The sequence below is a fragment of the Nocardioides baekrokdamisoli genome, from assembly GCF_003945325.1.
In the GTDB taxonomy this organism is placed as follows: Bacteria; Actinomycetota; Actinomycetes; order Propionibacteriales; family Nocardioidaceae; genus Nocardioides; species Nocardioides baekrokdamisoli.
In genome coordinates, this window is the sequence record NZ_AP019307.1 from 2,663,038 (window position 1) to 2,683,396 (window position 20,359).

Consider the following 20,359-nt stretch of genomic DNA (forward strand, 5'->3'; position numbering starts at 1 on the left):
GAGCACCGGCCCGTAGAATCGGGTTCGTGATTCGCCGCATCGACCTCCGCCGCTCCGCGGCGGGTGGCGCCCCGCTCGACTACCGCACGGCCGTTCCGCGTGCTGAGTTCGACGTTGAGGCCGCCACGCATGCGGTGCAGCCGATCCTCGATGCCGTGCGTACCCGCGGCACCGACGCGATCCTCGAGTTCGCCCAGAAGTTCGACGGCGTAGACCTGACCGACATCCGGGTGCCGGTCGCGGCCATGACGGAGGCGCTCGCCGCGCTCGACCCCGCGATCCGCGCAGGTCTGGATGAGTCGATCGCCCGCCTGCGTACGACCTCCAAGAACGAACTCGAGGCGGACTCCGTCACCGACCTCGGCCCCGGCGCGCGGGTCACCCACCGGATGGTGCCGGTCGGCCGCGTCGGGCTCTACGTACCTGGCGGCCTCGCTCCTTTGGTCTCCAGCGTGCTCATGAACGTCGTCCCGGCACAGATCGCGGGCGTGAAGTCGTTGGCGCTCGCGAGCCCGCCGCAAAAGGAGTTCGGCGGCTTGCCGCACCCGACGATCCTGGCGGCGTGCGCCCTGCTCGGCGTCGAGGAGGTGTACGCCGTCGGCGGCGCCCAGGCGATCGCGATGTTCGCGTACGGCGCTGGCCCCTGCGAGCGTGTCAACCTCATCACCGGTCCCGGCAACATCTACGTCGCCACCGCCAAACGGTTGGTCAAGGGCACGGTGGGGATCGATGCGGAAGCCGGTCCGACCGAGATCGCCATCCTGGCCGACGACACAGCGGACGCGGCGTTCGTGGCCGCCGACCTGATCTCGCAGGCGGAGCACGACCCGCTGGCTGCGTCGGTCCTGGTCACCGACAGCCTTCGGCTCGCCGACGAGGTCGAGGCGGCGCTGGAGCCGCAGGTGGCCGCGACCAAGCACGTGGACCGCATCCGGACCTCCCTGGGTGGCCAGCAGTCCGCGATCGTCCTGGTCGATGACATCGAACAGGGGTTGGCCGTGGTCGACGCGTACGCCGCGGAGCACCTCGAGATCCACACGGTGGACGCGGAGGCGATCGCTGCGCGGGTCAACAACGCCGGCGCGATCTTCGTCGGGCCGTACGCGCCGGTGTCGCTCGGTGACTACTGCGCGGGCTCCAATCACGTCCTCCCGACGGCTGGCTGCGCCTGCCACTCCAGCGGTCTCTCGGTGCGCTCGTTCACGAAGTCAATGCACGTGATCTCGTACGACCGAGGCGCCCTGGAGGCGGTCAAGGATCACGTCGTCACGTTGGCGAACGCCGAGGATCTGCCGGGCCACGGTGCGGCTGTTTCAGTCCGGTTCGAGGGCTAGCCATGACGTTTCCCCCGATCCGGCCCGAGTTGGCCGGGATCGCTCCGTACGGCGCGCCGCAACTGGATGTCCCGGTCCAGCTGAACGTCAACGAGAACCCGTACGGTCCGTCCGCGGCGGCGATCGCCGACATCGCGACCTCCGTCGCCGAGGCGGCCGTGACACTGAACCGCTACCCGGACCGTGAGTTCACCGAACTCCGCACCGGCCTCGCGGCATACCTGAGTCGCGACACCAGCACCCCCGTGCTCCCGGAGCAGATCTGGGCGGCGAACGGGTCGAACGAAGTGATGCTGCAGCTCCTACAGGCCTTCGGCGGCCCCGGCCGTACTGCGCTGAGTTTTGCCCCGACGTACTCGATGTATCCGGAGTACGCCCGCGACACTCACACCACTTGGGTGGCCGGTACGCGTGAGCAGGACTTCTCGCTCGACCTCGACACAGCGCGTGCGCTGATCGAGGAGGTGCGTCCCAGCGTCGTGCTCCTGCCGAGCCCCAACAACCCGACCGGGACCGCGCTCGACCCTGCGGTCATCGACGCGCTCTGCGAGGTGATCGGCGAGTCCGGGATCCTGGTCGTCGACGAGGCGTACGGCGAGTTCCGCCGCCAGGGCGTCCCGTCGGCGCTCGACGCGCTGCCGCGCAACCGCAACCTGGTGGTCACTCGCACCATGTCGAAGGCTTTCGCGGGCGCGGGACTGCGACTGGGCTACCTGGCCGCCGACCCGGCGATCTGCGACGCGATCCGGGTCGTACGCCTGCCTTACCACCTCTCGGCGACCACGCAGGCAGTCGCGCTCGCGGCCCTTCGGCACGCGGATGAGTTGCTCGGCAACGTCGCCTCGCTGCGTGAGGAGCGGGACGCGACGGTGACCTGGCTGCGCGACCAGGGCTTCACCGTCGCCGACACGGACGCGAACTACGCGTTGTTCGGAATGTTCGAGGACCGCCACGCGGTATGGCAGGGCCTGCTCGATCGGGGCGTACTGATCCGGGAGACTGGTCCGGATGGCTGGCTGCGGGTGTCGATCGGCACTCCGGCTGAGATGAGATCGTTCAGGCACGCACTGTTGGACGTAGTCAAGACTTCCGCACGCAAGGCACAGGAGAACCCATGAGCAGGACCGCACGGATCGAGCGCGCGACCTCGGAGTCGAAGGTCCTCGTCGAGGTCGACCTCGACGGCACCGGCAAGCACGACATCGACACCGGTGTCGGCTTCTACGACCACATGCTGACGGCGTTCGCGCGCCACGCGCTCGTGGACCTCACGGTCAGGACCGAGGGCGACATTCACATCGACGCCCACCACACCGTCGAGGACACCGCGATCGTGCTCGGCCAGGCGCTGCGCGAGGCGCTGGGACCCAAGTTGGGCATCCGCCGTTTCGGCGACGCCACCGTTCCGCTCGATGAGGCGCTGGTCCAGGCCGTCGTGGACCTCTCCGGTCGTCCGTACCTCGTGCACAGTGGTGAGCCCGCAGGCCAGGAGTATGTGCAGATCGGCGGCACCGGTGCGTCGTTCGTCGGCTCGCTGACCCGCCACGTGTTCGAGTCGATCAGTTTCCACGCGCAGATCGCGCTGCACGTACGCGTCCTCGCTGGTCGCGACCCGCACCACATCGTCGAGACCCAGTTCAAGGCGTTCGCGAGGGCGTTCCGGGACGCGGCCGCGTTCGACCCCCGCGAGACGGGCATCCCGTCGACCAAGGGCGTCATCTGAGCATGCTGGCTGCTCCAGGAATCGGTGGTTGAGCTTGTCGAAACCAAACGTCGTCGTCCTCGACTACGGCTCGGGCAACCTGCGGTCGGCTGTCCGGGCGTTCGAGCGCGCCGGGGCGACGGTGGAGTTGACCAGCGACATGGACGCGGCCATGGCCGCTGACGGTCTGGTGGTGCCGGGCGTCGGGGCGTACGAGGCGTGCATGCGCGGCCTACGTGCCATCCGCGGTGAACGCATCATTGGGCGCCGTCTTTCCGGCGGTCGGCCGGTGCTGGGCATCTGCGTCGGCTTCCAGATCATGTTCGAGACCGGCGTCGAGCACGGCGTGACCACCGAAGGCTGCGGCGAGTGGCCGGGCGTCGTGGAGAAGTTGCATGCACCGGTGGTGCCGCACATGGGGTGGAACACCGTCGATGTCGCCGAAGGATCCACGCTCTTCGCAGGCGTCGAGGACGAGCGGTTCTATTTCGTGCACTCCTATGGCGTGCGTGAATGGCTGCTGCAGACCGACGGTCGCACCGAGGCGCCCAAGGTCACCTGGGCCGAGCACGGCGGCGACCGGTTCGTGGCCGCAGTCGAGAACGGGCCGCTCGTGGCGACCCAGTTCCACCCGGAGAAGTCCGGCGATGCCGGGGCACACTTGCTCCGGACCTGGGTGTCCTCGCTGAAAAGCGCCTGAGCGGAGCCGATCGTGGACGAGATCGCGTTGCCCTACCTGGCGGACGCGTCGTACCTCAACATGAACGACGTGATCCATGCCGCCCTGCGGCGTGATTTCGAGCGGCTGCGGGCGGCCACCGCGGCCCTGGAGGTCGGCGACACTGCCCGCGTACACGCGCTGCGTGAGGCGTGGGACTTCATCTGGGGCGAGCTGCATCACCACCACATCACCGAGGACCGATTGGTCTGGCCGTTCGTTCTCGAGCGAGACCTGGTACCGCGGGACCTGACCGATCAGATGGAGGCCGAGCACCAGCGGATGGCGATCGCGTGCGGTCGTCTCAGCGAGGCGTTTCGCGAGTTGGAGGCACAGCCGACGACCGCTCACCTGATCGCTCTCCGGGCGCAGTTGGAGTTTGCTGTCAAGGTCGCCGAGGAGCATCTGGTCCACGAGGAACGCGACGTGATGCCGGTCCTCGAGCCGCACTGGGGTACGCCCGCGTGGAAGGTGGTGGAGCGGGAGATGGCGAAGGTCAGCCCGTTCACCGCCGGCGGGATGATGGCCTGGTTGCAGGACGGTTCCGATCCGGTCGTCCACGCGGCATTGCGGCGGCACTTCCCGGCCGCGCTGCTCTGGGCGGCCAGCAACGTCTTCGGGCGGGCGTACCACCGCACCGTCGCGCCGGTGTGGAGGTGAAGGCATGCGGTTCGTGATCGATCCGGCCAGCAGCGTCCCGGCCTACGAGCAGATCGTGCGCCAGGTCGTCGACGGGGCAGCGAACGGCACCCTGCAGGCAGGGGAGAAGCTACCGACCGTACGCGCTCTCGCCGCCGAGCTGGGCCTCGCCGTCAACACGGTCGCGAAGGCATACCGCGAACTCGAAATGCGCGGCGCGATCGAGACCCGTGGCCGGGCTGGCACCTTCGTCACGGGCGAGACACGTGACCGGGATGCGGCTGTCGCGGCTCATGAGTACGTACGCAAGGCGCGTGCCCTGGGCCTGTCCGAGACCGAGATGCTGGCTCAGGTACGCCACGCGCTCGGAATAACATCAGCGCCATGAGCAACTACCTCGAGCTGCTGCCCGCCGTCGACATCAAGAACGGCCAGGCCGTCCAGCTCGTCCAGGGGGTTGATGGTTCGGAGAAGGTCTTCGGGGATCCGATCGAAGCCGCGCTGCGGTGGCAGGAGGCCGGGGCCGAGTGGCTTCACCTCGTCGATCTGGACGCGGCCTTCGGGCACGGCAACAACCGCGAACTGCAGGCGCAGATCGTCGGCGCCCTCGACATCAAGGTCGAGATGAGCGGTGGCATTCGTGATGACGAGTCGCTCGAGGCGGCGATGGCGACCGGCTGCCGTCGGGTCAACATCGGTACCGCTGCACTGGAGAACCCGGAATGGTGCCGCAAGGCGATCGCCACCTGGGGGGACCGGGTTGCGATCGGGCTGGACGTGCGCGGTACCACGCTCGCCGCGCGTGGCTGGACCCGCGACGGCGGTGACCTGTACGAGACCCTGGCTCGCCTCGATTCGGAGGGCTGTGCTCGTTACGTGGTCACCGACGTCAACAAGGACGGCATGCTGCAGGGCCCGAACCTCGATCTGCTCCGCGACGTCTGCTCGCGTACGAAGGCGCCTGTGGTCGCGTCCGGCGGCGTGACCACGCTTGATGACATCCGCGCTCTGATGGGTCTGGTCGAGATCGGTGTGGAGGGTGCCATCGCCGGCACCGCGCTCTACACCGGCCAGTTCACTCTTGAGGATGCGCTCGCGCTCACACTGCCCTCCGCCCAGGGTCGAGCATGAGCCTCGCCGTCCGGGTGATCCCGTGCCTGGACGTCGACGGGGGCCGTGTGGTCAAGGGCATCAACTTCAAGGATCTCCGCGACGCCGGGGACCCGGTCGAGTTGGCCAAGGCGTACGACGCCGAGGGCGCGGACGAACTGACCTTCCTCGACATCTCCGCCTCCGTTGAGGCTCGTACGACCACGATGGAGATCGTGTCGAAGGTGGCCGAAGAGGTCTTCATCCCGTTGACGGTCGGAGGCGGGATCAAGTCGGTCGAGGACGTCGACCGGCTCCTCCGAGCGGGCGCTGACAAGATCGGCGTGAACACCGCTGCCATCCGGCGACCGGAGCTGATCAGCGAGATCGCCGATCGCTTCGGCAATCAGGTGCTGGTGCTGTCGGCAGACGTACGCCGCGTCCAGGGGGAGACCCGGACCGATTCCGGCTTCGAGGTGACTACGCACGGTGGTCGCGAGGGCACCGGGATCGACGCGATCGAGTGGATCGCGCGTGCTGCCGACCTCGGGGCCGGCGAGATCCTGCTCAACTCGATGGATGCCGACGGCACCTGCGACGGCTTCGACACCGAACTGATCCGGCTGGTCCGCAGCACCGTGAGTGTTCCTGTGATTGCCTCTGGTGGCGCTGGAGCGGTCGAGCATTTCGTGCCAGCGGTTGAGGCGGGCGCGGACGCGGTGCTGGCGGCGACGGTGTTCCACTTCGGGACGTTGCGCATCAGCGAGGTCAAGGCCGCGATGCGTACGCACGGGCTGCCGGTCCGTTGAGTTGCGCGGTACGGGGTTCTGCGTAGGCGCTAACGGCGTGGGCGAGGGACGACTTGGAAGTCCCCGATCCCGCGGTCGGTATCGGTGAGGTACCCCTTGTCGACCTCGAGAGCCACGGAGATCCGCCAGATCACGTCCATGGTCGGGTTTGGTGGTTTGAAGGTGCCGTCGGGTTCCCGATTGCTGCCGCGTCCATTCCACAGCGACTGGAGATAACTCCTGCTGATGCCCGTCAGTTCGATCACGTCACGTTGGGTCAGCTTCAGGTCGTGTGCGCGGTGCCGCATCTTCTCGCCGAACTGGCTCGCCAACACGGCGAAGTCGGGTTTCGTGTTCAACGGCGGGCACCTTGAAACCCTCATTGCCGGCGCAGAAATTGGCGGCCCGATATGTCGGGCCAAGGTCGCATGTATAGGGCCGGTGGCTGAGGGTGCTCCAACTCGTTGACGGCCACGCTAGGCGCGACCACGGACATTTCTGAGTCCGGTTCTTCGATGAGTGGCGTTCATCGTCAGTGACGACGAGCGCGCCTTCCAGGTGGTGCGTGCCGAACTGCCGGACCACGTCAAGCCTGTCCGGCTGTACGAGCCGTACCTCAGCAACTTCCGCCTCGGGGGTGGGGGAGTCAGATCTCTATGACAGACACGTCTGTCACCTGGGCGCGTACCGCGCGCGCGAGCCTGCGATCCGCGGTCAGCAACGGACATTGGTTCTCGATCGCTGCTGCGACGTACAACGCATCCGTGATGCGGAGGAAGCGCCGCATCGCCCAGGCGCCGGCACTCAGATCTTGGTCGTTGAGCATGATCAACGGCATCGACGACAGGTCGGCCACGCACAGGTCGGCGTCCGCTGACGACAACTCGCCTGTCCGCTCAAGTCGGGCCAGGCTGCTCAGAGCCTCGCTGACCGCCAACTCCGGGACGATCAGGGACTGCCCGCCCATCGCCGTCCGTGCTGCGGCCTGGCGGTCGTTGGGGAGTATCGAATTGACGATCGAACTGGCGTCAAGGACGAGGGCCATCGAACCGCTCGTCATGGAAGAGATCGGCCTTGGCCTCGGCCAGCGCGCGATCGATGGCTTCTCGGGGGATCGAGGGAAGGTTGTCGGTCCTCGCCCTGACCTTCGCGATCCACGCGGTCGTCGGATGCTCGTTCAACTCCCGATCCAGCATGGCAATCACCAAGGCAGACATGGTGGTGTGCTCACTCCGCGCCCGCTCCGCCAGCTTTTCATGGAGCTCGGCCGGAAGGTTCTTGACCTGCAGCATGCTCATGGCATGACGCTAGCATGCTGGCGTACGCGATGAAGTTCACTTTGACCGACTACCAGGCCGACGCTGTACGCGACGTACTGGTCGGACTTGGCAACGCCTCCAGGATGCTGGACCTGTCGCTCCGCACCTCAGTGCCCTCACCGCACCGACCTCACCGTGGAATCAGTACGTGCGGCCGTCCTCGCAGCTGAGGACGCCACGATGCGGTACCGCTCCGCGGAAGCCTTCGACCACCAGTAGGTCGAGCCGCGTGCTGCGCAGGCAGGACCGTCGGTGATATCGAGGTGAGTGGACCGTCCCCAACGCCGTACGCTTAGCCCCCGTGAAGACGTTCGAGGAGCTCTGGACCGAGCTGAACCACAAGGCGGAGACCCGCCCTGAGGGCAGCGGCACCGTGAAGGCCCTGGACGCCGGCGTCCATCAGATCGGCAAGAAGCTGGTGGAGGAGGCCGCCGAGAGCTGGATGGCCGCGGAGCATGAGGGCAAGGAAGCCGCCGCTCTCGAGCTGAGCCAGCTGATCTACCACGCTCAGGTACTCATGATCGCCACCGGCATCACCCTTGACGACGTCTACGCCCACCTCTGACGGCGCCCTCCAGAAACGTGACTCCATGAACCTCCGCATCGCGATCCCCAACAAGGGCGCGCTGTCCGAAGCCACCCAGCAGATCCTGACCGAGGCTGGCTACCGACAGCGTGGCGACAGCAAGCAACTGACCCTCATCGATGCTGAGCACGGCATCGAGTTCTTCTACCTGCGCCCCCGCGACATCGCGTTGTACGTCGGCGAGGGCACCCTTGACATCGGCATCACCGGCCGCGACCTCCTGCAGGACAGCGGCGCACACGCCGACGAGGCCATGCAGCTCGGCTTCGGTCGCTCGAAGTTCCGCTTCGCCGGTGTGGCCGGGGCGCACAGCGACCTGAGCGAGCTCTCCGGCAAGCGCATCGCCACCTCGTACACGGGCGTGGTCAAGCGATTCCTGGCCGAGCGCGGGATCGACGCGACCGTGACACACCTCGACGGTGCCGTCGAGTCGTCCATCCAGCTCGGTGTCGCGGACATCATCGCCGACGTCGTCGAGACGGGGACGACGCTGCGCCAGGCCGGCTTGGAGGTCTTCGGGGACGTCATCCTCGAGTCCGAAGCCGTCGTGATCACCCGCGCCGGCGCTCCGGCGCCCGAGGGCTTCGACACCTTCCGGCGGCGCATCGACGGCGTCCTGGTGGCCCGGTCGTACGTGATGATGGACTACGACGTCCCGGAATCCGCGATGGCAGCCGCCGTCGCGCTCACCCCGGGGATGGAGTCGCCGACCGTGGCGCCGCTGCAGCGCGACGGCTGGTTCGCCGTACGCGCCATGGTCCCTCGCAACGGCGCCCAGAAGCTCATGGACGAGCTGTACGCGATCGGAGCCCGGGCGATCCTGCTCACGGACATCCATGCCTGCCGACTCTGACCTGCCCCGCACCTTTCGCCCGATGGGCCCGCGGATCGTCGGGATCATCGTGGTCGTCGCGTTGCTCGCGTTCTCGGTGTTCATCTGGTTCGCCGGCTTCACGGCCAAGACGCGATCCGAGTTCACCGCACTCCAGATCGCGACGCTGATCGGCATCGGTGGCCTCATCGTGGCCGTCCTGTACGCCCTGGTCCGCTCCAGGGTCACCGCGACGCAGGCCGGGCTCATCGTGGTGAACGGGTACCGCAAGCGCGCCTTCGTCTGGGCGCAGGTCGTCGCGGTTCGTCTTCCCTCCGGGGCTCCGTGGGTCACCCTTGACCTGGTCGACGGCTCGACGTGCCCGGCGATGGGCATCCAGAGCTCCGACGGCGATCACGCGCGGGCGCAGGTGCGCCAGTTGCGTGCTCTTCTCGAGGCGCATTCCGCCCCGAGCGCCTGATCATTCGGCGAATATTCCCCAGACCCCGCTGTGGGTCTCGCCGGGTTCCAGTCGGATCAGGTCCTCGCCCGAGCTGAACGCATCCACTGGCGCGCTCATCGGCTCCACCGCCAGCGAGCGGCGCGGGGCAGCAGTGTCGTCTCCGCTGTAGAGCAGCAACCACGGCCAGGTCTCGTCCACCCAGAGACCGGTGGTGTGGGTGCCATCGCTGACTCGGACCGTCGCATGGTCCGGGACATCGGGATCTTCCCCTCGGCGCAGCCCGGCGAAGCAGTGGTTGAAGTACACGTCGCCGACAGTTCGCGGCGCGCGGAAGTCGTACGTGGTGCCCTCGACGTGCTCGCGCCCGACCGGCAGCAGCCGCTCGTCGTCGGTGAGGAGTCGCGTGGCGGCGGGCAGTTGGAGCGTCCAGTTGTCGATCGGACCCGAGCCCACGGTGATGTACGGATGGGCGCCCTGAGCGTACGGCGCAGCAGTGTCCGAGAAGTTCTGCGCCGATTGCACGACCGACAGCCCGAAGCGGCCCACCGAGTAGCTCACGGCGAGCTCGAGCGTCCATGGGTAGCCGGTCTGCGCCATCACGCGGTACGTGAGCGTCACGCGGGCCTCATCGTGCTCCGCCAGCGTCCAGGCGGCCCAGCGTGCCAACCCATGGGAGGCGTTGCGCCGCGCAGGTTCGGTCAGCGCGAGTTGATGAGCCGCCCCGTCGAATGAGTACCGCCCGTCCCGGATCCGGTTCGGCCAGGGCATGAGGAGTTGCCCACGACCACCCGACGACATCGCGTCTTCGTCAAAACCATCGACCAGGTCGCGGCCTTCAAAGGTGAGCGTTCGCAGGGCGGCGCCCGACTCGGTGATCACCGCCTCGTACCCGTGAGATGCGATCCGGAACTGTTCTCCGCTGGGGGCGAGCATGAGGCAAGCCTATTCAGCGGAGCGGTCAGCCAGTCTCGAGCACCAGGTCGGCTCGCTCGCGGGTGCGTTCGCGCAGGAAGTGGACGCGTTCCTGGTCGGCCCACATCGTCCAGTGCGGTGCGAAGGAGTCGCCGTCGCGCGCGAGCGCCCGCTGCTGGCGTACGTCCTCGTCGGCATCCATCCAGACCAGCAGGGAGGCTCGATCCCTGAGCGGGCCGGCTCCTGAGCCGACCCCCTCGATGATCAGGGTCGGGCTTGGTGCGACGTCGATCGCGTAGTCCCTGTCCGAGCGATGCCAGTTCCACGGTGCGTACGTCACGGGCCGCCGGAGCGCCACCGCCTCGGCGATTCGCGACGCCTGCTTCACGCCCGCCTCGAGGCCGCTCCAGCCGGCGTACAGGTCGTCCATGTGCAGCACCGTCGCGTCGAGTTCCGCGGCGACCGCGTTGGCGAGCGTGGTCTTCCCCGAGCCAGCCGGTCCGTCGATGCAGAGCAGCCGGGTGGTGCCGCAGCGCACCGGCGCGGCCAGCAGCAGGTCAACGACCTGCGGAGGCGTCACGAGATCCCGTGCTTGCGGAGCAGCGCAGTGAGTTCGTCGTCCTCCGACGAGGATCCGGTCGCCGCCACACCCTTCGGCTCTTGGGCGCCCGTGACGGCCTTTGCCTGGCCCGGCAGCCATCTTGCGCCGAAGATCATCAGGCCGCCAACGGCGCCGACGACGATCCCGACCCAGACCACGGGGGAGAACACGAAGCCGGTCGCCCAGTCGGCGATCGCCGAGGAGATGCGGCCGATCAGCCTGAGCGTGTGCGTCAGGTACGCCGCGATCGGGAGCAACGCGACCCCGGCGCCGCGCACCAGCGTCCGAGGCCCACGCGTACGCGCCCTGCTCCAGGTCACCACGCCGATCAGGGTGGTGAGGGCCAGGGCCAGGGCGCCCCACGCTGCGTTGTCCATGGGACCATTCAACAATGACCGAGCAACCCCCGGCAGCATCTGAGTCGGCTGAGAAGCGCATCCTGCGCTCCGACTTCCCGGGTGACGACGGCACGGCCTCGGCAGACGTGAGCGCTGCGTTGGCCGAGTTCGCTGCCGGCGGCGACTACGAGAAGGCCCTGGGGCCACTGTTCTCGGCACGGCTGTTGGTTCCCGTTGTTGCCGTCCTGGGTGAGGTCGAATACGACGAGCGCGGCCTCGCCCACGACAAGACCAGTGACATGGCCACCGTGCTGCTGACCGGTGCGGACGGCCGCAAGGCACTCCTGGCATTCACGGGCACGGACGCGTTGCAGCGCTGGCGTGCTGACGCTCGCCCAGTGCCGGTGTGGACCCGGGACGCGGCGAGGTCTGCGATCCAGGAGGGCGCGGATGCCCTGGTCATCGATGTCGCCGGTCCGGTCCCGTTCGCCATCGAGGGGAACATCCTGCGCCTGGCGGCGGTTTGACCTCATGTCCCCGCCCACGGGGATGTGACTCAATGGCCGGGCGCGCGTACGCTTGTCGCTTGACCGATCAATCTGGGTGACCAGTGCGATCACAAGCGGGGATCACGACGTTTGAAAAAGCGTTGCAGAACTCCCACCCGCATCGACCAGCGGTCGTCGGGTTCGGTCCTGCAGTTGAGATGTGCGTACGCGTGCACCTCGGCCGAAGGCTTCCGCTTGCGTCGCGGAAGTCTTTTTCGTTTTTGAATCACATCGTGTTTGCCGCAACCAGCTGGAGGAAATATCAGCACTGAGCTTCGTATCAACGACCGGATCCGGGTTCCCGAGGTCCGCCTCGTTGGTCCCAATGGTGAAACCGTCGGCATCGTCCCGACGGGTGATGCGCTGCGCCTCGCGCAGGAGGCCGACCTCGACCTCGTCGAGATTGCGCCCATGGGCAAGCCGCCGGTCTGCAAGCTCATGGACTACGGCAAGTTCAAGTACGAGAACGCTCAGAAGGAGCGCGAGGCTCGTCGCAACCAGACGAACGTCATCATCAAGGAGATGAAGCTTCGTCCGAAGATCGACTCGCACGACTACGAGACGAAGAAGGGCCACGTCGAGCGCTTCCTCAAGGGCGGCGACAAGGTCAAGATCACCATCATGTTCCGCGGTCGTGAGCAGCACCGTCCGGAGCTCGGTTTCCGCCTCCTGCAGAAGTTGGCCGAGGACATCGGCGAGCTCGGCTTCGTCGAGTCCACGCCGAAGCAGGACGGCCGCAACATGGTCATGGTGATCGGCCCGAGCAAGAAGAAGGCCGCCGCCATGGTTGAGGTCAAGGCCGCCAAGGAAGAAGCCGCGGCCGCCAAGGCTGCCGAGGTTGCCGCTGAGTTGGCCGCCACGAAGGCCGCCGTCACGGGCCCTGTTGCGCAGAAGAAGGAGCGTGGCCGCTCCGAGAACCTCGATCCGGAGATCGAGGCCTGAATCTCCGCGACAGCGGAGTTCGAGTTTTCCTCGCGGCGCGAGCCGGCGAGATTCGTACTAGGTGAGAGAAGAGAGAGACAGATGCCGAAGAACAAGACGCACTCGGGCGCGAAGAAGCGCTTCAAGGTGACGGGCTCGGGGAAGATCCTTCGCGAGAAGGCTGGCAAGCGCCACAACCTTGAGAAGAAGGCCTCGAAGGTCACCCGTCGCCTGACCGGCACCGTTGAGGTCGCGAAGAGCGACGTCCCCCGCGCAAAGAAGATGCTGGGTCTCTGACCCGCTTTCACGGACTAGAAGGAGCACTGAAATGGCACGTGTAAAGCGCGCAGTAAACGCCCAGAAGAAGCGTCGTACCACCCTCGAGCGGGCCTCGGGTTACCGCGGCCAGCGCTCGCGCCTGTACCGCAAGGCCAAGGAGCAGGTCACCCACTCGCTGGTCTACAGCTACAACGACCGTCGCAAGAACAAGGGCAACTTCCGCAAGCTCTGGATCCAGCGCATCAACGCTGCGTCCCGCGCGCAGGGTATGACCTACAACCGCTTCATCCAGGGCCTCGGCCTCGCGGGTGTCGAGGTCGACCGCAAGATCCTGGCCGAGCTTGCCGTCAACGACGTGGCTGCGTTCAACGCGCTCGTCGAGGTCGCCCGGGCCGCCCTTCCGGAGGACGTCAACGCTCCGGCTGCTGTCTGATTCAGATGACTGCACCTCTTTCGGCGGGCAACGCTCGTGTGAAGGAGGCTCGGAAATTGAGCCGCCGCTCGGTACGCACCGAGCGGCGGCTTTTCCTTGCCGACGGCCCGAAGGCCGTCGAGGGTGCGCTCGCCTCAGCACTGGTGGAGGAGATCTTCGCCACCGAGGCTGCCGCTGAGCAGTACGCCCAGATCCTCGGTTCTGCTGAGGTCGCCATTGTGGAACCACGGGCGATCGAAGGCCTGTCCGACTCGGTCTCGCCGGCCGGTCTGGTGGCCGTCTGCCGGTTCTTCGACATTCCGACCGCACGAATTGCGGACGACACGCCTGGTCCGCGCCTGATTGCGATCTGTGCGGACGTACGCGATCCCGGCAACGCCGGCACGGTGATCCGTTGCGCCGACGCGGCTGGTGCCGACGCCGTGATCCTCGCCGGCGACGCCGTCGATCTCTACAACCCCAAGACGATTCGCGCGAGCGTGGGCTCCGCTTTCAACCTCCCGATCGCGATCGAGCGAGATGTCGAGTCCGCGATCGCTGCGGCAAGGGCCTCCGGCCTGCAGGTGCTCGCTGCAGACATGGACGGCGAGGATCTCTTCTCCGCGGACGACCTGCTGCGGCGCCCCACCGCGTGGTTGTTCGGCAACGAGGCGTGGGGACTTCCTCAGACGCTGCGCGACGCGTCCGATCACGTCGTGTCGATCCCGATCTTCGGTCGGGCCGAGAGCCTCAATCTCTCGACCGCAGCAGCTGTTTGTCTCTACGCCACAGCGCGTTCACAGCGGGGCTGACTTTTGTCGGTGGTCGCTGCAAGACTGCAGTCATGACTACTTACGCCCCCGGTGCGGACCCGCGTCGCTGGAAGGCTCTGGCCGTCCTCGGCCTGATCCAGTTCATGCTCATCCTCGACGTCACGGTCGTGAATGTGGCGCTGCCGAGCATCAAGTCCACCTTGGACATGTCCGAGTCGGGGCTGGCGTGGGTGGTGGAGGCGTACGTCCTCGCGGCCGGTGGCTTGCTTCTCCTCGGTGGCCGGCTGTCCGACCTCATCGGCCGCCGCGCGATGTTCATCGTCGGGGTCGCCCTGTTCGGTCTCGCGTCGGCCGTCTGCGGGGGCGCCCACAACGTCCTGTTCTTCCACCACGGCTCGATGATGAGCGTCTCGCGGTTCGTGCAGGGTCTGGGTGAAGCCATCGCTGCCCCCGCGTCCCTCGGCATCATCGCGGTGCTGTTCACCGATCCTGCAGAGCGCATCAAGGCGCTGGGGATCTTCGGTGGTCTCGCCGGCCTCGGTGGCACGTCCGGCACCGTCATCTCGGGATTCATCACCCATCTGGACTGGCGCTGGATCTTCTTCATCAACGTCCCCGTCGCGGTTGTGGCGATCCTGTTGGTGCCGCGACTCGTCGACGAGAGCAAGTCGGCCAAGGCGCACCGCCCGGACTTCCTGGGAGCGATCACCGGCACCGCCGGCCTGCTGGCCATTGTCTACGGCCTGCTCCATGCCTCTGATCACTCGTGGGGTGACAAGGGCGTCCTGTTCCCGCTCGTCGGTGGTCTGGCGCTGGTCGTGCTCATGGTCGTCATCGAGGCGATCTCAACAGACCCGCTGATCCCGCTCTCGTTCTTCCGGAACCGTACGCGTGTGGTGACCAATGTGGTCACGTTGTTCTTCTCGTCCGCGTTCTTCTCGTACTTCTTCCTCCTCACTCTCGTCGAGCAGCAGAACATGGGCTGGGGATCAATCAAGTCGGGGCTGTCCTACCTGCCATTCGGCATCGGTATCGGGCTTGGCATCGGCGTCGGCACGGGGTTGATGCCCAAGGTCGGCGTCAAGCGGTTGCTCGCGCTTGGGTTCCTTCTCGACGCCGTCGGGATGGCGTTGTCGACGCGGATCGGCGCTGCCGACCCGCACACGATCAGCTATGCCGCGGACATCCTGCCCGGGATGATCCTGCTCGCGCTCGGGTCCGGGCTGAGTTTCCCGGCGATTGGCAACGCATCGCTGCATGAGGTGACCGGCGAGGACTCATCGCTCGCCGCAGGGCTTCAGCAGGCGATCCAGCAGATCGGTGGCGCACTCGGCCTGGCGACTCTCGCCAGCATTGCGACGAAGTACGCGTACCACCACCAGGGCAACCTGGCCCAGGGTGCCGTCACGCCGTTCTGGATTGGCGCCGTGTCGCTCGTCATTGGTGGCGTGCTCGTGATGGCCTTGATGGAGCACGTGTTGGCTATCCCGCAGAACCCGATGGCGGTGGCTGCAGAGGCGGAACTTGAAGAGGGCCTCGCCTGACGCAGGGTGGTCTGAGTCCATGTCTGGGAACCCATTCGCCGTGAGGGCGGGTGGGTTCCTAGACTTTCACCCGGCTTGCGGCACACGGCGCGGGCCAACAGAGAGGACGCCATGTCGGGCCCGAACACCGAGTACGACCCGGTTGCGGTCACGCCGCTGAAGACCGAGGAGGTCGAGGCGGCCCGTGACGCTGCTCTGGCAGCCATTGCCGCAGCGTCCGATCTGGAGGAATTGAAGGCCGTACGTCTGGAGCACGCAGGCGATCGGTCGGCGCTGGCTCTGGCAAACCGCGAGATCGGTGCCCTCCCTCCGCAGGCGCGCAAGGAGGCCGGTCAGAAGATCGGCCAGGCTCGCGGCGCCGTCAACCAGGCACTCACCGCCCGGCAAGAGGTGCTCGAGGCCGAGCACGAGGCGCAGATGCTTGTCGTCGAGGCCGTGGACGTCACGCTGCCGACCGACCGGGTCGCGTACGGAGCCCGCCATCCACTGACGACCGGTGCAGAGTTGATCGCCGATGTCTTCGTCGCGATGGGCTGGGAGGTCGCCGAAGGTCCACTGATCGAGGCGGAATGGCTGAACTTCGACGCGCTCAACCTCGGCCCGGACCATCCTGCGCGGACAATGCAGGACACGTTCTGGACCGAACCCGCTGAGGACCACCGCGTACTGCGTACGCACACGTCACCGGTCCAGGCCCGCACCATGCTCACCCGCGAGGCACCGATCTATGTCGTGTGTCCCGGCCGTGTCTTCCGCACCGACGAGTACGACGCGACGCACAGCCCGATGTTCCATCAGGTCGAGGGCCTCGCGATCGACGAAGGTCTGTCGATGGCGCACCTCAAGGGCACGTTGGACCACTTCGCATCGCAGATGTTCGGTGAGGGCATCTCCACCCGCTTCCGACCGTCGTACTTCCCGTTCACGGAGCCCAGTGCCGAGGTCGACCTCGTCTGTTTCGTGTGCCGCGGCGTCGATCCCGAGAGCTGCCGCACGTGCCGCGGTGAGGGCTGGATCGAATGGGGTGGCTGCGGCATCGTCAATCCCCGTGTCCTTCGCGCGTGTGGTGTCGACTCCGAGAGGTTCACCGGCTTCGCGTTCGGCATGGGCATCGACCGGTCGTTGATGTTCCGCACCGGGCTGTCCGACCTGCGCACCCTCTTCGAGGGCGACGTCCGTTTCACCTCAGCTTTTGGGAGCGAATTGTGAAGGCTCCGGTCTCCTGGATCAAGGAGTACGTCGACCTGCCCGACTCGGTCACCACCGAGGCGCTCACCGACCGCCTCACTGCGCTCGGGCTCAAGCTCGAGGCGCTCGAATCCGCGGACATCACCGGTCCGCTGGTGATCGGTCGCGTCCTCACGCAGGACCCGGAACCGCAGAAGAACGGCAAGGTCATCAACTGGTGCACCGTCGACGTCGGCGACGCCAACGGCACCGGTGCACCCCAGGGGATCATCTGCGGTGCCCACAACTTCGGACCGGGAGACCTCGTCGTCGTGTGTCTGCCCGGCGCTGTCCTGCCGGGTGGATTCGCGATTGCCGAGCGCAAGACGTACGGCCACATCTCGGCCGGCATGATCTGCTCGGCCCGGGAGCTCGGCCTCTCCGACGAGCACGAGGGCATCATCGTTCTGCCTGAGGGCACCGCCCAGCCCGGTGACGACGCTTTCGAACTTCTGGGGCTCGATGAAGAAGTCATCGAGTTCGAGATCAACCCCGACCGCGCGTACGCGCTTTCGCTGCGCGGTGTCGCCCGCGAGGCGGCCCTCGGTTTCGAGGCGCCCTTCACTGACCCGGCCGAGCGCGAGGTTCCTGAGATCGACGGCAAGGCCTGGGACGTTGACGTCCAGGACGTCGCCGGCTGCCCTGTCTTCGCTGCCCGTCTGGTCAGCGGCTTCAACCCGTCCGCCCCGACTCCTGACTGGATGAGCCGCCGCCTGGAGCAGTCGGGCATGCGCTCGATCTCGCTCGCAGTCGACATCACCAACTACGTGATGCTCGAGCTCGGCCAGCCGATCCACGGCTATGACGCCGACAAGGTCGCCGGCGGTCTGGCCGTGCGGCGGGCCGGGGCCGGAGAGAAGCTCGAGACCCTCGACGGGACGCTTCGTGCGCTTGATGTCGAGGACCTGGTCATCGCTGACGACTCGGGTGTGATCGGCCTCGCTGGCGTGATGGGCGGAGCCAGTACCGAGATCTCCGGGACGACGACCCGTGTCCTGGTCGAGGCGGCCAACTGGCAGCCGGTGTCGATGTTCCGCACCGGGCGCCGCCACAAGCTCAACTCCGAGGCCGGTAAACGCAACGAGCGCGGCGTCGACCCGCTGCTGCCGGGCGTTGCCGCCGACCGCGTGGTCGAGTTGCTGGTGGAGTTCGGGGGAGCGACCGCCGAGCCCGGCTTCACCGTGGTCGGATCGGCCGCTGCTCGCGAGCCGATCTCCATCGCCGCCGATCTTCCGGCACGGATCACCGGCATGGAGATCTCGGCAGGGACCACGGTCGCAAACCTCCGCCTGATCGGCGCTGAGGTCGTACTCGACGGCGACGTCGTGACAGCCACACCGCCGACCTGGCGCGTGGACATCAACGACCCGTACGACCTCGTCGAGGAAGTCGCCCGCATCGTCGGGTACGAATCGGTGCCGAGTGTGTTGCCGCAACGCGCCACCGGACGCGGCCTGACTCGGGCACAGAAGCTGCGGCGTCGGATCGGTCGGAGTCTCGCCGGCGCCGGTCTGAGCGAGATCGTTGCCTTCCCGTTCGTGGGGGAGGCGACTTTCGACGCGCTCGGACTCGACCCTGACGACCATCGGCGCGACGTCGTTCAACTTGCCAACCCGTTGTCCAGTGAGGACCCGTCGTACACGACGACCCTGCTGCCGGGTGTGCTCAAGGCGGCTGCTCGCAACCTTGGCCGCGGTGCGAACGGTGTTGCCCTGTTCGAGACCGCGCCGGTCGCGATCCCGGCGCACCAAGGGCCGTCGCCCATCTACGGGGTTGACCGCCGTCCAACTCCGGAGGAGCTCGATGCCCTTCTGAAGACGCTGCCGGCGCAGCCCCTGCACCTGGGTGTCGTCTTCGCGGGGCAAGTCGTCCGCGACGGCTGGGACGGGGCAGGTCGTGACGCGGAGTGGAGCGATGCGGTCGCAGTCGTACGCCGCCTCGCTGCTGACCTGAGCGTCGCACTTGATGTCCGAGGAGTCGCGTACGCACCGTGGCACCCGGGCCGTTGTGCCGAGTTCTCGATCGAGGGCAAGGTCATCGGCCACGCCGGGGAACTCCACCCGACCGTGTGCAGGAACTTCGGGCTTCCCGCGCGTGCGGCCGTCGCCGAGATCGACCTCGACGCTCTCATCCGCGCCGTCCCTGACGCAGTCCGGGCGCCGGAGTTCTCCACCATGCCGGTGGCGAAGGAGGACGTCGCCCTGCTGGTCGACACCGAGATCACCGTGGCCGCCGTCGACGAGGCGCTTCGCGATGGAGCCGGCGAACTCCTCGAGTCCCTGCGTCTGTTCGACACCTACGTCGGCGAGCAGCTCGGCGCGGGCAAGAAGTCGCTCGCCTTCGCCCTGCGTTTCCGTGCAACAGATCGGACGCTGACGGCTGAGGAGACCGCGGCTGCTCGCGATGCCGCGGTTGCCAGGGCTGCTGAACTGACCGGCGCGGTCCAGCGTTAGTCGGTGGCGCGCTTCGGGGCTGACATCCGGATGAGGTTGTCGGGCCACGGCGGCTTGCGGAGCACGGCGAGACTTCCAAGAGTGGCAGCGATGAGGCCTGTGATCACGCCGATGGTGGCGATGCGATCGGCGTCGATGACCGGCACCCAGGTGGTGCCCTTCTCCCGCACCACGAACATCCCGATCGCGCTCGAGCCGTCGCCCCGGACGCGGGACACGGGGATGAGGGTCGAGTGCTCCGTCGTGATGGGGTCCCCGTAGACGAGGCGACCTGAGGCCGGCACTGCGTACTGCCTGTGGCTCATCGGTGCTGGCTCCTTCGTCAGTGCCGGCAGGTCTCGGCCGCTGAGGCGGACGGACCTGTAGCGTCGCAGCATGCCGATGTTTGAATTCGAGGGCAAGCGTCCCCAGGTCCACCCCGAGGCGTTCATCGCCCCGACGGCCACGCTGATCGGCGATGTCACCGTCGAAAAGGGTGCAAGCATCTGGTACGGCGTCGTGCTGCGCGCCGACATCTGCACGATCATCGTGCGCGAGGGCGCGAACATCCAGGACAACTCCGTGGTCCACGGCGGCCCCGAGGCTGTCGTCGAGATCGGTGCGCACTCGACCGTCGCTCACAGTTGTGTGATGCATGGCAAGCGGTTGGGGGAGAAGTCGATCCTCGCCAACAACTCAGTCATGCTCGACGACTCGGTGATCGGTGACGGCACCATGGTGGCGGCGAGTTCGATGATCGGGCCGGGTGGCTCGATCCCTGATCACGTACTGGCTGCTGGCGCCCCGGCGCAGGTGAAGAAGCCCATTGCCGGGACGCCGGCCGAATTCTGGGTGCAGGTCAACGGCGACTACTACGCCGACCTCGCTAGGCGGCATGCGAACGGCGTACGCGAGGTCTGACA

General features: G+C 67.0%; 27 protein-coding genes. 20 read left to right on the top strand and 7 right to left on the bottom strand.

The features are described 5' to 3' along the window. Positions 1-26: 26 nt before the first annotated feature. The 8 genes from hisD to hisF are packed head-to-tail and all read left to right on the top strand — an operon-like array spanning position 27 to position 6,291. Positions 27-1,334 (top strand): histidinol dehydrogenase, encoded by a 1,308-nt coding sequence (gene hisD / locus KCTC_RS13025; protein WP_125569654.1) that lies wholly within the window; start codon positions 27-29, stop codon positions 1,332-1,334. 2 nt (positions 1,335-1,336) lie between these two features. Further along, on the top strand, positions 1,337-2,452 hold the full coding sequence (locus KCTC_RS13030; protein ID WP_125569655.1) for a histidinol-phosphate transaminase: 1,116 nt from the start codon (positions 1,337-1,339) through the stop codon (positions 2,450-2,452). After that, the gene (hisB, locus tag KCTC_RS13035; protein WP_125569656.1) at positions 2,449-3,057 is read left to right on the top strand and encodes an imidazoleglycerol-phosphate dehydratase HisB; all 609 of its coding nucleotides are present in this window, start codon (positions 2,449-2,451) and stop codon (positions 3,055-3,057) included. The genes KCTC_RS13030 and hisB overlap by 4 nt, the downstream gene beginning before the upstream one ends. Before the next feature lie 34 nt (positions 3,058-3,091). Continuing rightward, positions 3,092-3,736: an imidazole glycerol phosphate synthase subunit HisH gene (gene hisH / locus KCTC_RS13040; RefSeq protein WP_125569657.1), complete on the top strand. Its 645-nt coding sequence runs from the start codon at positions 3,092-3,094 to the stop codon at positions 3,734-3,736. A gap of 12 nt (positions 3,737-3,748) precedes the next feature. Then, positions 3,749-4,414 carry a hemerythrin domain-containing protein gene (locus tag KCTC_RS13045; RefSeq protein WP_125569658.1) on the top strand — a complete coding sequence of 222 codons (666 nt, stop codon included), beginning with the start codon at positions 3,749-3,751 and terminating at the stop codon, positions 4,412-4,414. 4 nt (positions 4,415-4,418) lie between these two features. Then, complete coding sequence (locus KCTC_RS13050; protein WP_125569659.1) at positions 4,419-4,781, top strand: GntR family transcriptional regulator; 363 nt, start codon at positions 4,419-4,421, stop codon at positions 4,779-4,781. Next, positions 4,778-5,524: a bifunctional 1-(5-phosphoribosyl)-5-((5-phosphoribosylamino)methylideneamino)imidazole-4-carboxamide isomerase/phosphoribosylanthranilate isomerase PriA gene (gene priA / locus KCTC_RS13055; protein WP_125569660.1), complete on the top strand. Its 747-nt coding sequence runs from the start codon at positions 4,778-4,780 to the stop codon at positions 5,522-5,524. Before KCTC_RS13050 ends, priA begins: the two co-directional genes overlap by 4 nt. Further along, the gene (gene hisF / locus KCTC_RS13060; protein WP_125569661.1) at positions 5,521-6,291 is read left to right on the top strand and encodes an imidazole glycerol phosphate synthase subunit HisF; all 771 of its coding nucleotides are present in this window, start codon (positions 5,521-5,523) and stop codon (positions 6,289-6,291) included. The genes priA and hisF overlap by 4 nt, the downstream gene beginning before the upstream one ends. Before the next feature lie 29 nt (positions 6,292-6,320). On the opposite strand, the gene KCTC_RS13065 is transcribed toward hisF, so the two are convergent. From KCTC_RS13065 to KCTC_RS13075, 3 genes are all read right to left on the bottom strand, one after another. Then, positions 6,321-6,629: a helix-turn-helix domain-containing protein gene (locus KCTC_RS13065; RefSeq protein WP_125569662.1), complete on the bottom strand. Its 309-nt coding sequence runs from the start codon at positions 6,627-6,629 to the stop codon at positions 6,321-6,323. A gap of 287 nt (positions 6,630-6,916) precedes the next feature. Next, positions 6,917-7,315 carry a type II toxin-antitoxin system VapC family toxin gene (locus tag KCTC_RS13070; RefSeq protein ID WP_164512595.1) on the bottom strand — a complete coding sequence of 133 codons (399 nt, stop codon included), beginning with the start codon at positions 7,313-7,315 and terminating at the stop codon, positions 6,917-6,919. Then, the gene (locus tag KCTC_RS13075; RefSeq protein ID WP_125569664.1) at positions 7,299-7,568 is read right to left on the bottom strand and encodes a hypothetical protein; all 270 of its coding nucleotides are present in this window, start codon (positions 7,566-7,568) and stop codon (positions 7,299-7,301) included. Before KCTC_RS13075 ends, KCTC_RS13070 begins: the two co-directional genes overlap by 17 nt. Positions 7,569-7,890: 322 nt before the next feature. Here KCTC_RS13075 and KCTC_RS13080 point away from each other — a divergent pair, with 322 nt between their 5' ends. The 3 genes from KCTC_RS13080 to KCTC_RS13090 are packed head-to-tail and all read left to right on the top strand — an operon-like array spanning position 7,891 to position 9,467. Next, a complete protein-coding gene (locus KCTC_RS13080; protein ID WP_125569665.1) occupies positions 7,891-8,154 on the top strand; it encodes a phosphoribosyl-ATP diphosphatase in 264 nt (87 codons plus the stop codon). 25 nt (positions 8,155-8,179) lie between these two features. Next, a complete protein-coding gene (hisG, locus tag KCTC_RS13085) occupies positions 8,180-9,028 on the top strand; it encodes an ATP phosphoribosyltransferase (protein ID WP_125569666.1) in 849 nt (282 codons plus the stop codon). Positions 9,029-9,050: 22 nt separating this feature from the next. Next, positions 9,051-9,467, top strand: coding sequence for a PH domain-containing protein (locus KCTC_RS13090; protein WP_231998740.1), 417 nt, complete (start codon positions 9,051-9,053; stop codon positions 9,465-9,467). Here the strand turns inward: KCTC_RS13090 and KCTC_RS13095 are convergent, their stop codons facing one another. From KCTC_RS13095 to KCTC_RS14775, 3 genes are read right to left on the bottom strand one after another with little or no spacing between them, the layout of a single operon-like run. After that, positions 9,468-10,382, bottom strand: coding sequence for an aldose 1-epimerase family protein (locus KCTC_RS13095; RefSeq protein ID WP_125569668.1), 915 nt, complete (start codon positions 10,380-10,382; stop codon positions 9,468-9,470). 25 nt (positions 10,383-10,407) lie between these two features. Next, entirely contained in the window at positions 10,408-10,941 is a 534-nt protein-coding gene (locus KCTC_RS14770) for an AAA family ATPase (RefSeq protein ID WP_164512596.1), read from the bottom strand. Further along, positions 10,938-11,339, bottom strand: a complete 402-nt coding sequence (locus KCTC_RS14775; protein WP_164512597.1) for a hypothetical protein — start codon at positions 11,337-11,339, stop codon at positions 10,938-10,940. The genes KCTC_RS14770 and KCTC_RS14775 overlap by 4 nt, the downstream gene beginning before the upstream one ends. Before the next feature lie 14 nt (positions 11,340-11,353). Here KCTC_RS14775 and KCTC_RS13105 point away from each other — a divergent pair, with 14 nt between their 5' ends. From KCTC_RS13105 to pheT, 8 genes are all read left to right on the top strand, one after another. Then, positions 11,354-11,827, top strand: a complete 474-nt coding sequence (locus KCTC_RS13105; RefSeq protein ID WP_125569670.1) for an SseB family protein — start codon at positions 11,354-11,356, stop codon at positions 11,825-11,827. Between the two features lie 258 nt (positions 11,828-12,085). After that, a complete protein-coding gene (gene infC / locus KCTC_RS13110) occupies positions 12,086-12,790 on the top strand; it encodes a translation initiation factor IF-3 (RefSeq protein ID WP_125569671.1) in 705 nt (234 codons plus the stop codon). A gap of 81 nt (positions 12,791-12,871) precedes the next feature. After that, entirely contained in the window at positions 12,872-13,066 is a 195-nt protein-coding gene (rpmI, locus tag KCTC_RS13115) for a 50S ribosomal protein L35 (protein ID WP_125569672.1), read from the top strand. Positions 13,067-13,097: 31 nt separating this feature from the next. After that, on the top strand, positions 13,098-13,481 hold the full coding sequence (gene rplT / locus KCTC_RS13120; protein ID WP_125569673.1) for a 50S ribosomal protein L20: 384 nt from the start codon (positions 13,098-13,100) through the stop codon (positions 13,479-13,481). Positions 13,482-13,486: 5 nt separating this feature from the next. After that, entirely contained in the window at positions 13,487-14,272 is a 786-nt protein-coding gene (locus KCTC_RS13125; RefSeq protein WP_125569674.1) for a TrmH family RNA methyltransferase, read from the top strand. Positions 14,273-14,304: 32 nt separating this feature from the next. Then, positions 14,305-15,777, top strand: coding sequence for an MFS transporter (locus KCTC_RS13130; RefSeq protein ID WP_125569675.1), 1,473 nt, complete (start codon positions 14,305-14,307; stop codon positions 15,775-15,777). A gap of 111 nt (positions 15,778-15,888) precedes the next feature. Continuing rightward, positions 15,889-16,986, top strand: a complete 1,098-nt coding sequence (gene pheS, locus KCTC_RS13135) for a phenylalanine--tRNA ligase subunit alpha (protein ID WP_125569676.1) — start codon at positions 15,889-15,891, stop codon at positions 16,984-16,986. Continuing rightward, positions 16,983-19,457 carry a phenylalanine--tRNA ligase subunit beta gene (pheT, locus tag KCTC_RS13140; RefSeq protein WP_174233051.1) on the top strand — a complete coding sequence of 825 codons (2,475 nt, stop codon included), beginning with the start codon at positions 16,983-16,985 and terminating at the stop codon, positions 19,455-19,457. Before pheS ends, pheT begins: the two co-directional genes overlap by 4 nt. Here the strand turns inward: pheT and KCTC_RS13145 are convergent. Beyond that, positions 19,454-19,762 (bottom strand): hypothetical protein, encoded by a 309-nt coding sequence (locus tag KCTC_RS13145; RefSeq protein ID WP_125569678.1) that lies wholly within the window; start codon positions 19,760-19,762, stop codon positions 19,454-19,456. The genes pheT and KCTC_RS13145 overlap by 4 nt on opposite strands. Positions 19,763-19,832: 70 nt before the next feature. On the opposite strand from KCTC_RS13145, the gene KCTC_RS13150 reads away from it, so the two are divergent. Next, positions 19,833-20,357: a gamma carbonic anhydrase family protein gene (locus KCTC_RS13150; protein ID WP_125569679.1), complete on the top strand. Its 525-nt coding sequence runs from the start codon at positions 19,833-19,835 to the stop codon at positions 20,355-20,357. Positions 20,358-20,359: the final 2 nt, after the last annotated feature.